At 60.4% G+C, this 11,448-nt stretch carries 10 protein-coding genes and 1 other RNA gene; 2 read left to right on the top strand and 9 right to left on the bottom strand.

Annotated features, from left to right (window positions below; all coding sequences use genetic code 11):
• Positions 1–5: 5 nt before the first annotated feature.
• From mraY to rsmI, 9 genes are all read right to left on the bottom strand, one after another.
• Positions 6–1,088: a phospho-N-acetylmuramoyl-pentapeptide-transferase gene (gene mraY / locus GTU76_RS27140; RefSeq protein WP_008082775.1), complete on the bottom strand. Its 1,083-nt coding sequence runs from the start codon at positions 1,086–1,088 to the stop codon at positions 6–8.
• Entirely contained in the window at positions 1,088–2,455 is a 1,368-nt protein-coding gene (locus GTU76_RS27135) for a UDP-N-acetylmuramoyl-tripeptide--D-alanyl-D-alanine ligase (protein ID WP_180700003.1), read from the bottom strand. The genes mraY and GTU76_RS27135 overlap by 1 nt, the downstream gene beginning before the upstream one ends.
• The gene (locus tag GTU76_RS27130; RefSeq protein ID WP_016987578.1) at positions 2,448–3,911 is read right to left on the bottom strand and encodes a UDP-N-acetylmuramoyl-L-alanyl-D-glutamate--2,6-diaminopimelate ligase; all 1,464 of its coding nucleotides are present in this window, start codon (positions 3,909–3,911) and stop codon (positions 2,448–2,450) included. Before GTU76_RS27130 ends, GTU76_RS27135 begins: the two co-directional genes overlap by 8 nt.
• The gene (locus GTU76_RS27125) at positions 3,911–5,650 is read right to left on the bottom strand and encodes a peptidoglycan D,D-transpeptidase FtsI family protein (protein ID WP_180700024.1); all 1,740 of its coding nucleotides are present in this window, start codon (positions 5,648–5,650) and stop codon (positions 3,911–3,913) included. Before GTU76_RS27125 ends, GTU76_RS27130 begins: the two co-directional genes overlap by 1 nt.
• The gene (gene ftsL / locus GTU76_RS27120; protein WP_007917008.1) at positions 5,650–5,943 is read right to left on the bottom strand and encodes a cell division protein FtsL; all 294 of its coding nucleotides are present in this window, start codon (positions 5,941–5,943) and stop codon (positions 5,650–5,652) included. Before ftsL ends, GTU76_RS27125 begins: the two co-directional genes overlap by 1 nt.
• A complete protein-coding gene (gene rsmH / locus GTU76_RS27115) occupies positions 5,940–6,887 on the bottom strand; it encodes a 16S rRNA (cytosine(1402)-N(4))-methyltransferase RsmH (RefSeq protein WP_008082779.1) in 948 nt (315 codons plus the stop codon). Before rsmH ends, ftsL begins: the two co-directional genes overlap by 4 nt.
• On the bottom strand, positions 6,884–7,339 hold the full coding sequence (mraZ, locus tag GTU76_RS27110; protein WP_007917012.1) for a division/cell wall cluster transcriptional repressor MraZ: 456 nt from the start codon (positions 7,337–7,339) through the stop codon (positions 6,884–6,886). Before mraZ ends, rsmH begins: the two co-directional genes overlap by 4 nt.
• Positions 7,340–7,741: 402 nt before the next feature.
• Positions 7,742–8,095: RNase P RNA component class A (rnpB, locus tag GTU76_RS27105), an RNA gene on the bottom strand.
• Between the two features lie 73 nt (positions 8,096–8,168).
• Positions 8,169–9,074 (bottom strand): 16S rRNA (cytidine(1402)-2'-O)-methyltransferase, encoded by a 906-nt coding sequence (gene rsmI, locus GTU76_RS27100; RefSeq protein ID WP_180700002.1) that lies wholly within the window; start codon positions 9,072–9,074, stop codon positions 8,169–8,171.
• Between the two features lie 177 nt (positions 9,075–9,251).
• On the opposite strand from rsmI, the gene GTU76_RS27095 reads away from it, so the two are divergent.
• Positions 9,252–11,063, top strand: coding sequence for a penicillin-binding protein activator (locus GTU76_RS27095; RefSeq protein ID WP_016985144.1), 1,812 nt, complete (start codon positions 9,252–9,254; stop codon positions 11,061–11,063).
• Complete coding sequence (locus GTU76_RS27090; RefSeq protein ID WP_034156479.1) at positions 11,063–11,425, top strand: YraN family protein; 363 nt, start codon at positions 11,063–11,065, stop codon at positions 11,423–11,425. Before GTU76_RS27095 ends, GTU76_RS27090 begins: the two co-directional genes overlap by 1 nt.
• Positions 11,426–11,448 lie beyond the last annotated feature (23 nt).

Here is an 11,448-nt window from a genome sequence, read left to right as displayed (position 1 = left end):
TCGTTCTACCTCAGCTTCAGGGTGGCAAGGCCGACAAGCACGAGAATCACGGTGATGATCCAGAAACGGACGATCACGCGCGGCTCGGGCCAGCCCTTGAGTTCAAAATGGTGGTGTATCGGTGCCATGCGGAACACACGGCGACCGGTCAGCTTAAAGGACGCAACCTGAATGACGACTGACAGGGTTTCCATCACGAACACGCCGCCCATGATGAACAGGACGATTTCCTGACGGACGATCACGGCGATGGTGCCCAGTGCCGCGCCAAGTGCCAGCGCACCGACGTCGCCCATGAACACTTGCGCCGGATAGGTGTTGAACCAGAGGAAGCCCAGACCGGCACCGATCAGCGCGCCGCAGAACACGATCAACTCACCCGCACCCGGCACATAAGGAATCAGCAGGTATTCAGCAAATTTCACGTTACCCGACAGGTAGCAGAAGATGCCGAGGCCACCGCCGACCATCACGGTCGGCATGATTGCCAGGCCATCGAGGCCGTCAGTCAGGTTGACCGCGTTGCTTGAACCGACGATCACGAAGTAGGTCAGCACGATGAAACCGAGGCCCAGCGGAATGCTGTAGTCCTTGAGCATCGGCAGGATCAGCGTGGTTTCCACCGGGGTGGAAGCGGTCATATAAAGGAAGATCGCCGCGCCGAGGCCGAACACCGACTGCCAGAAATACTTCCAGCGGCTCGGCAAGCCACGGGAGTTCTTCTCGATGACTTTGCGGTAATCGTCGACCCAGCCGATGGCGCCGAACAACAGAGTCACCAACAGAACAGTCCAGACGTAGCGGTTGCTCAGGTCAGCCCAAAGCAAAGTACTGACACCAATCGAAGACAGAATCAGCGCGCCGCCCATGGTCGGTGTACCCGACTTGGACAGGTGCGATTGCGGGCCGTCGTTACGCACGGATTGACCGATCTGACGGTTCTGCAAAGTGCGGATCATCCACGGGCCATAGCACAGCGACAAAACCAGCGCGGTCAGCACACCGAGGATCCCGCGCAGGGTCAGGTACTGAAAGACCGCGAAGCCTTTGTAGAACTGTTGCAGATACTCCGCTAGCAGCAGCAGCATTAATGTTTCTCCAGACTGGACCCGCACAGAGCCGCAACGATGTTTTCCATCGCTGCACTGCGCGAACCCTTGATCAAAATGGTGGTGTTTGTGTCCTGCTCGGCGTCGAGGGCCTGAATCAGTTCGGCTTGGCTGCCGAAGTGATGCGCCTGTTCACCGAAAGCGTTTACGGCGTGAACCATGTTTGGCCCAACGGCATAAAGCGCGGAAACCTTGCCCCGGGCGTACTCGCCCACGTCGCGGTGCCCCTGCTCCGCCCAATCGCCCAACTCGCCGATATCTCCGAGCACCAGGACGGTGCGGCCGGAAAAGCCGGCGAGTATATCAACGGCCGCGCACATTGAGGTGGGGTTTGCGTTGTAAGTGTCATCGATCACGCGCATGCCGTTTTTCGCCAGTTGCGCGACGGTGCGCCCCTTGACCGGTTGCACGGCGCCAAGCCCGGTGGCGATGCCGAACAGCGACACGCCCAAGGCGTGTGCGGCAGCGGCGGCAGCCATGGAGTTGGCGACGTTATGCGTGCCGAGCAGGTTCAGTTGAACGCGCTCGACACCTTCAGGTGTGTGCAGATTGAAAGCCGGGCAACCACGCGCATCGGTGGTCAGATCGCTGGCATGGAAATCCGCTTGAGTGTTGCTCAGGGCGAACGTCAGTACTTTGCGAGCGCCGGCACGGGTCTTCCAGATACCGAAGGCCTTGTCATCGAGGTTGAGCACGGCGATGCCGTCAGCCGCGAGGCCGTCGATGATTTCGCCTTTGGCTTCGACGATTTTTTCCGGACCGCCAAACTCACCAACGTGCGCGGTGCCGGCATTGTTCAGGATCGCTACGTGTGGCTTGGTCAGGCCAACGGTGTAAGCGATTTCGCCGAGGCGCGAGGCGCCCAGTTCGATCACCGCCGAAGTGTGTTCCGGGGCCAGTTCGAGCAGGGTCAGCGGCGCGCCGAGGTCGTTGTTCAGATTGCCACGGGTCGCCAGCACCGGTCCGCGCGTACGCAGGATGCTCGCGAGCATTTCCTTGACCGTGGTCTTGCCGCTGGAACCGGTGATCGCTGCGACTGGCTGAGTGAATGCAGCACGGTTCAGCGCGCCCAATTGGCCGAGGGCCTGACGGGTATCTTTCACCAGCAGTTGCGGCAAGGTGCTATCGGCGACTTCGCGCTCGACCAGCGCAGCGACGGCGCCTTTGGCGGCGACATCGTTCAAGTAGTCATGACCGTCGAAACGCGGGCCGGTCAAAGCTATAAACAGTTGACCCGGCTGGATCGCACGGCTGTCGATGCTGACGCCGTCGAAACGGGCATCGGCGGCAATCAAACGTGCGTCGAGCGCGTTGGTCAGTTCGCTGAGTTTCAGGGCCTTAAGCATGGGCCACCTCCCAAGCGGTCAGGGCATGATCAGCCTCGACCAGATCGGAGAAAGCGTGGCGCTCACCGTTGATTTCCTGATAGTCCTCGTGACCTTTACCGGCCAGGACAATCACGTCATCCGCCGAAGCACCGGCGATCAGCTGCGCAATCGCCTGGCCACGGCCGGCGACGAAAGTGACTTTATCCACAGCCGTGAAACCGGCGCGGATGTCGTCGAAAATCACCGCTGGATCTTCGGTGCGCGGGTTGTCGTCGGTGACCAGTACCTGATCGGCCAGACGCTCGACCACTTCCGCCATCAACGGACGCTTGCCGCGATCACGGTCACCGCCGCAGCCGAACAGGCACAGCAGTTGACCTTTGACGTGCGGGCGCAGCGCGGTCAGGACTTTTTCCAGCGCATCCGGGGTGTGGGCGTAATCGACGACCACCAACGGTTGCGTGCCACCACCCAGACGCTGCATGCGTCCGGCCGGGCCTTCGAGTTTCGGCAGTACTTTGAGAATTTCGTCGAGCGCGTAATCCAGACCGAGCAAGGCGCCGACGGCTGCCAGTACGTTGCTCAGGTTGAAGCGACCGAGCAGCGTGCTGCGCAGATGATGTTCGCCCTGCGGCGTGACCAGCGTGGCGCGCACGCCATGGTCGTCGAACTGCGCTTCGCGGCAGAACAGATAGGCACTGCTGTCGAGCAGGCTGTAGGTGATCAGCCGCGACTCACGTTTTTCAGCGGCCAGTTGCCGGCCGAAATCGTCGTCGAGGTTGACCACGCGGCACTTCAGATCATTCCAGGCGAACAGCTTGGCCTTGGCCTCGGCGTACGCCTGCATGGTGCCGTGATAATCCAGATGATCGCGGGACAGGTTGGTCATCACCGCGACGTCGAACGCCAGCGCGGTGACGCGGCCCTGATCCAGACCGTGGGACGAGACTTCCATGGCCACGGCTTTGGCGCCGGCCTTTTTCAGGTCGCCCAGGGTTGCTTGTACGGCGATCGGATTCGGCGTGGTGTGCAGACCGCTTTCCAGTGCGCCATAGAAACCGGAACCCAGGGTCCCGACGATGCCGCAATGCTGACCGAGCAGATCGAGTGCCTGCGCAACCAATTGGGTCACGCTGGTCTTGCCGTTGGTGCCGGTCACGCCGATCAGGTTCAGATGATGGCTCGGCTCACCGTAGAAACGCCCGGCGATGTCCGACAGCTGCGCTGCCAGGCCTTTGACCGGAATCAGCGGCACGTCAGTGATCGGCAGCACGGTGGCGCCTTCGACTTCATACGCTACAGCCGCCGCGCCGCGTTGCAGGGCATCGGCGATGTGCGCACGGCCATCGAATTTGCCGCCAGGCACGGCGAGGAACAGATCGCCTGCGCGTACGTTGCGGCTGTCCAGCGCCAATTCACGGATCAACAGATCGTGGCCGGCGTGGGGGAATATCTTGTTCAGACTTAATGACATCAGCCGCGCCCTCCATTGGCTTTCAGCGGAACGACCGGGGTAGCGTTGGCTTGTTGCGTCGTCGGCAGGTTGTCCGGCGTAACGTTCATCAGGCGCAGGGTGCCGGACATCACACGGCTGAACACCGGCGCGGAAACCAGACCACCGAAGTAACCGGCCTTGGACGGCTCATCGATCACCACCACAATCGCGTAACGCGGATCGCTCATCGGGCCGAAACCGGCGAACAGCGAGCGATAAGAGTTTTCGGCGTAGCCCTTGGTGCCCACCGAGGTTTTGCGTGCGGTACCCGACTTGCCCGCCACGTGATACGCCGGCACCTGCGCACGGAACACGCCGCGCGGCGCTTCGATCACCTGGGTGAGCATGCCTTGCATGGTTTTCGCCACGGCTTCCGGCAGCACTTGCGTGGTCTGCGGCGGCTTGTCGGTTTTGATCAGGGTCAGCGGTGCGAGGCGACCGTTGTTGGCCAACGCCGAGAACGCGTGAACCAGCTGAATCGCGGTCACGGAAATACCGTAGCCGTAAGACAGCGTCGCAGTTTCAGCCTTGCGCCACTCGCGATAGTTCGGCAGGTTGCCGACACGCTCGCCCGGGAAGCCGAGGCCGGTGTCCTGGCCAAGACCGACTTTCTGCGCGAGGCGGAAAATGGTTTCGCCGCCGATGTCGAACGCGACCTTACTCATCCCCACGTTACTGGAATTGATCAGAATGCCAGTCAGATCGAGCACCGGGCCTTCGGTCCTGGAAACGTCCTTGATCGTGTACTTGCCGATCTGCAGGGAACCCGGATACACCTCGACGGTGTCGCTCGGTTTCCAGCGGCCGGTTTCGATCGCGGCGCTCATCGAGATGGCTTTCATGGTCGAACCCGGTTCGAACACGTCGATCATCGCGCGGTTACGCATCATCGCCGGTTGCAGGTTGCGACGGTTGTTCGGGTTGTAGGTCGGCTGATTGACCATGGCCAGAATCTCGCCAGTCTTGACGTCCATGATCACCAGGCTGCCGGCCTTGGCGCCGTTCTCGATGATCGCGTTACGCAGCTCGCGGTTGGCCAGATATTGCAGACGCAGGTCAATGGACAACGCCAAGGGCTTGCCGGCCTTGGCGTTTTTGGTGACTTGGACATCCTTGATCAGCCGACCGCGCCGATCCTTGATGACCTGTCGTTTACCCGGCACCCCGGCCAGCCATTCGTCATAAGCCAGTTCGACACCTTCACGACCGTGGTCATCGATGTCGGTAAAACCGACCATGTGCGCAGTGACTTCACCGGCCGGATAGAACCGGCGGAATTCTTCGATGCCATAGACGCCCGGCACTTTCAGGTCGAGCACTGACTGGCCCTGCTCGGGGGTCAGCCCGCGCACCAGATAAATGAATTCTTTGTTGGCCTGGGCCTCAAGGCGTTCGGTCAGGGCTTTAGGGTCCTGACCCAGCGCGGCAGCGAGTGCCGGCCACTTCTCTTTCGCCGTCTGCATTTCCTTGGCGTTGGCCCACAGCGTGGTCACCGGCGTACTCACGGCCAAAGGCTCGCCGTTACGGTCGGTGATCAGACCACGGTGAGCCGGAATCGGAATGTGACGCAGGCTGCGCGCATCGCCCTGACCTTTGAGGAAGTCACGGTCGACCACTTGCAGGTCGATGATGCGCCAGCAGATCGCCGCGACCATGATGCCAAGCAGCGCCACCATCAGGCGGAAGCGCCATGGGAACAGTGCGCCTTCGAGTTTCATCATGGCGCCACCATCTTCACGTCAGCCGCGCCCGGAATGTGCATTTTCAGTTGTTCGGTGGCCAGCACCTCGATCCGGCTGTGCGCGGTCCAGGTGCTTTGCTCAAGAATCAGACGGCCCCACTCGGCCTGCGCCTTGTCGCGCACGCTGAGTTCGTTGTAAAGGGTGTTGAGCAACTGTCGGTTCCAGTGCGCGCTGTACGACACGGCAATGGCCGAGACGAGCACGCCGATGAACAGCAGCAGCATCAGAAAGCTGCCGCCGGGCAGTGGCTTGGCGAAAAGCTTGCTCACCGCAACTTCTCCGCGACGCGCATGACGGCGCTACGGGAACGTGGGTTGGCTTTGAGTTCGGCGTCGGAGGCCGTCTGCGCTTTGCCATGGACTTTGATTTTCGGTTCGAACGCCACGTGGCGCACGGGCAGGTTACGCGGCAGGTTGTCAGCTTCGCCTTTCACCAGTTTGCGCATGAACAACTTGACGATACGGTCTTCCAGCGAGTGGAAGCTGATTACGACCAGTCGGCCGCCGATTTCCAGAGCATCCAGAGCGGCTTCAAGGCCGGCTTCCAGATCACCCAGTTCGTTGTTGACGTGGATGCGCAAACCCTGGAATGCACGGGTGGCCGGGTTCTTGCCCTTTTCCCATGCCGGGTTGGCGACTTTCAACACTTCAGCCAGATCGGCGGTGCGCTCGAACGGCTTGATATCGCGACGCTCGGCGACGGCGCGAGCCATACGACCGGAGAAACGTTCTTCGCCGTATTCCTTGAACACCCGGGCGATTTCCTCAGCCGGCGCGGTGTTGACGAACTCGGCAGCGCTGATGCCGCGGGACGGGTCCATGCGCATGTCCAGCGGGCCGTCATTGAGGAAACTGAAGCCGCGCTCGGCGTCATCGAGCTGCGGCGAAGACACGCCGAGGTCGAGCAGAATGCCGCTGACCTTGCCGCTCAGACCTTGTTCGGCCACCACTGAACCGAGCTCGGCAAAGCTGCGCTGCACAACGACAAAGCGGCCGTCTTCGGCCGCTAGCGTTTGCCCGGTGGCAATCGCTTGTGGATCTTTGTCGAATCCGATGAGCCGACCGTCCGTACCGAGCTGGCTGAGGATCAACCGGCTGTGTCCGCCGCGACCGAACGTGCCGTCCAGATAGCAGCCATCAGGACGTACGGCGAGAGCCTCGACGGCTTCGTCAAGCAGTACGGTGATGTGGTTAAAGCCGCTATCAATAGTCACAGGATCAAATCACGCAGTTCATCAGGCATCGCGCCCGGTTGTTGAATGGCAGCAAGGTCGGCGGCAGATACCGCGTTCCATGCATCCTCGTCCCACAATTGGAACTTGTTCAGTTGGCCTACCAGCATTGCGCGCTTATCGAGCTTGGCGTATTCGCGCAGACGCGGTGGAACCAGAAAACGACCACTGCCATCGAGCTCGAGGTCGACGGCATTACCAATCAGCAAACGTTGCAGGCGACGGTTCTCTTCGCGAAGCGAAGGAAGCGCGCGCAACTTGGTTTCAATAATTTCCCACTCGTCGAGCGGATAGACACACAGACATGGATCAACGGCATCAATGGTCACGATCAATTGGCCGGAACTGCGCGAATCGAGCTCGTCACGGTACCGGCTCGGCATGGCGAGACGGCCCTTTGCGTCGAGACTGATAGCGTTAGCTCCGCGAAACACGTCTGCGTTTCTCCAATTTTTATCGTTTTGAGCTCAAAAAACCCACTTCATGCCACTTTCCGCCACTTGCGCACACTATAGGAATGCGCCCACCACACCGTCAAGGCGCGGATTAAAGGAAAACCCTTACAGAACGGAGATTTAGGAGCTTAAAAGGAGGTGTAACGACAATCTGGCGCGGACTTTCGACCCATAACTTGATGCAGCACTGATAGCTGCGCTCGGAAGTTAAAGTAATTTGTTAAGAGTAAGATTTTTTCGGTATTACAAAAGCGCTTCTGCTGTTGATTGAAGCAAGGTGGGAAATGGCTATTACTGCGTTTGCCGCTGCCGAACTTTCAGAGCAGGCCTGCTGATATTACACAGCCCTGTTGCCATTGATTCAAGCAGGGAAAGAAAAAGGTGGAGAGTCGATCTGTAAGCCGGGTTCTGTCTTGAACAGTCATTCGTCTACGATGGCCATCACTGGACATCTTTAGCAACCTACCCGGTCCCAGCGCGGGCCACGCCTTGGGACCCTATTTGGTCTTGCTCCAAGTGGGGTTTACCTAGCCACGAACTGTTGCCAGACGTGCGGTGCGCTCTTACCGCACCTTTTCACCCTTACCGGCGCCGAAGCGCTTAGGCGGTTATTTTCTGTGGCACTTTCCGTAGGCTCACGCCTCCCAGGCATTACCTGGCACTTCGCCCTATGGAGCCCGGACTTTCCTCCCCCCCCTAATTTTCATAGAGGGCAGCGACTGTCCGATCGACTCTCCGCCGCGAAGGTTAACGGCAGTGCGCCTGAAGAACAAGCGCTAAAAGCCTCAAGACCGCTATGGGCGACGGCTTACACGCCTTTCTGCTTATCCAGCGCGACCTGATACAGCACGTTTTTACGTTCGCCGGTTATCTGCGCGGCCAACGCGGCGGCGCGCTTGAGCGGCATTTCTTCGAGCAGCAGATCAAGGATGCGCATCGCCTCGCTGCTGACTGCATCTTCAGACTCCGGCGCGGTCCAGCCAGCCACCAACACCACGCATTCACCGCGCTGCTGATTAGTGTCGGATTCGACAAACGCGCGCAGCTCGGCCAGCGGCAAGCCCTTGAGGGTTTCAAACGTCTTGGTGATTTCACGGGCGAGCAATGCCTGACGCTCACCGCCAAATACCGTTTCCATATCCTGCAGACATTCAAGAATGCGGTGCGGCGCTTCGTAAAAGATCAGCGTACGCGGCTCTTCTTTAACGGCTTCCAGTCGCGCCTTGCGACCGACCGACTTGGCCGGCAGAAAGCCTTCAAAGATGAAACGGTCTGACGGCAACCCCGCCGCCGACAGTGCCGCAATCAACGCACAAGCACCCGGCACCGGCACTACATTGATCCCGGCTGCACGGGCCTGACGCACCAGGTGATAACCCGGATCGGAAATCAGCGGCGTACCGGCATCGGAAATCAGCGCCACGTTATCGCCTGCAAGCAAGCGGGTAATAAAGCGGCTACCTTCATCTCTTTCGTTGTGTTCGTGACATGCGGCCAGTGGCGTGCCGATCCCGAAGTGCTGCATCAGGCGCGCCGAGTGACGGGTGTCTTCGGCAGCGATCAAGGCGACCTCACGGAGGATCTTCAATGCCCGGGCGCTGATGTCGTCCAGGTTGCCGATGGGCGTCGCCACCACATAAAGCGAGCCAGCAGCGGAATTCAGGGAACCTGGAGCAGTCAAAGCGCACACCTCGTGATCGGTAAAAGCGGCCATTGTAGCGCGACACGAGGCTTGCGACGCGCCTCGACCTACCCTGGTTTTGCGCGCAGTTGTGCGCCGCCGCAACATTTACTCCAGCTAAATCGTCCGATTCACGCCAGTAACATCGCGCCCCGGCCAGTGCTTGGGTACAATTCGACGCTAATTTGATCGAGTATCAGGAACACTTACATGATCGCTTGCCTGCGGCTGTTCACTGCCCTCTGCCTCGCTGCCTTGTTGGCGGCTTGCGCCAGCTCCCCTTCCTCCAGCCTTGGCGAACTTCCACGGACTCCGGATGCCAGCATCGAGCAACTGCTCGAACAGGCTACCCAGGCGAAAACCCCGGAAAAAGCCGCCCTGTTGCGCCTGAGTGCTGCAGACCTGGCTTATCGCCAAGGCAACGCCGGTCAGTCCGCGCAGATCCTGCAACAAGTGCCGATGGAGCAACTCAAGCCCGGCCAGCAGATTTTTGCCAGCACGCTGAATGCCGAACTGGCCATGACCCGCAATCAGCCGAAAGCTGCGCTGACTGCCCTGAGCCATCCAAGCCTGCAACACCTGGGCGAGATGCCTGAAGAGCAGCAAGTACGCACCGGCACCGTGCATGCCCGCGCCCTTGAAGCCGATGGCCAGACTTTGGCTGCCGCCCGCGAGCGCGTGTTCATCGCACCGATGCTGCAAGGCGAAGCCGCGAGCAAGAACCACGAAGCGATCTGGACCCTGATCGGCTCGCTGCCAACTGATCAACTGCAACCCAACACCACCGACGACCTCGGCGGCTGGATGGGTCTGGCACTGGCAGTGAAATCCGCCGGCACCCTGGAACAGCAGCAAGCCGCGATCGACACCTGGCGCGCACAGAATCCAAAGCACCCGGCCGCAATCAACCTGCCACTACCGCTGACCAAACTCAAGGAGCTGGCCAGCCAGCCGCTGAGCAAAATCGCCCTGCTGCTGCCGCAGGACGGTCAATTGGCCGCCGTCGGCAAGGCACTGCGTGAAGGCTTCATGGCTGCGCACTACCAGGCCCAACAAGCCGGGCAGAAGCCGCCAGCGATCGAGTTCTATGACAGCTCGAAACTGACCTCGATGGACGAGTTCTACCGCAAGGCTCAGGCTGACGGCGTGCAACTGGTTGTCGGCCCGCTGGAAAAACCACTGGTCAAGCAACTGAGTACCCGCCCGCAACTGCCGATCACCACCCTCGCGCTGAATTACAGCGAAGGCGATCAAGGTCCGGCGCAACTGTTCCAGTTCGGTCTGGCCGCTGAAGACGAAGCTCGCGAAGTCTCGCGTCGTGCCCGTGCCGATGGCCTGCACCGCGCCGCGATCATGGTGCCGAAAGGCGAATGGGGCGACCGCGTCCTGCGCGCGTTCAGCCAGGACTGGCAGGCTAACGGCGGCAGCATCGTAGCGACCGAACGCGTTGATCAGCCGGTGCAACTGGCCCAGCAGATTGCCGACATGTTCCAGCTGCGTCAGAGCGAAGCCCGCGCCAAGAGCCTGCAGAATGCTGCCGGTACCAACGTAGCTGCGCAGCCGTCGCGTCGTCAGGACATCGAGTTCATCTTCCTCGCTGCCACACCGCAACAGGCGCAGCAGATCAAGCCGACCCTGAACTTCCAGTACGCCGGTGATGTTCCGGTTTACGCGACTTCGCACGTTTACAGCGCCAGCGGCGACGTCAACCAGTACAACGACATGAACGGCATCCGCTTCTGCGAAACCCCATGGTTGCTGGACAACAGCGATCCACTGCGTCAGCAAGTGGTTGCGCAGTGGCCGCAAGCCGCCGGCAGCCTCGGTCGCCTGTACGCGATGGGTGTGGATGCCTACCGCCTGGCACCGCGCCTGGGTCAACTCAAGGCCCTGCCGGACAGCCGTATCGACGGTGAGTCGGGCAGCCTCGGCATGACCCAGACCCAACGCGTTGTGCGCCAGTTGCCTTGGGCGCAGTTCGTCAGCGGCCAGGTTCAGCGCCTGCCGGACACCCCGCGCTAATGCCCGACAGGTCACGCTCGCAAAGCGGCAAGGATGCCGAGCGCCAAGCGCTCGAGCATCTGCAACAACAAGGTCTGCGCCTGCTGGCGCAGAACTGGTTTTGTAAACGCGGCGAGCTTGATCTGGTCATGCTTGATGGCGATACAGTAGTATTCGTTGAAGTTCGTTACAGAAAAAACACTCAATGGGGTGGCGCGCTCGCTAGCATCGATGGGCGCAAGCAGCAGAAACTGATTTTCGCTGCGCAGTATTTTCTTCAGCGCGAGTCGCGTTGGGCCAATTCCCCTTGCCGCTTCGACGTGGTGGCCATCGACAGCCATCCGGATCAGTTGAACTGGTTGCAGAATGCTTTCGACAGTTGATCGGCGGCGTTGCGACCCGGACA

Source organism: Pseudomonas crudilactis (assembly GCF_013433315.1).
In the GTDB taxonomy this organism is placed as follows: Bacteria; Pseudomonadota; Gammaproteobacteria; order Pseudomonadales; family Pseudomonadaceae; genus Aquipseudomonas; species Aquipseudomonas crudilactis.
Note: the sequence above shows the minus strand (reverse complement) of the source record. Positions and strands in the feature narration are given on the sequence as shown.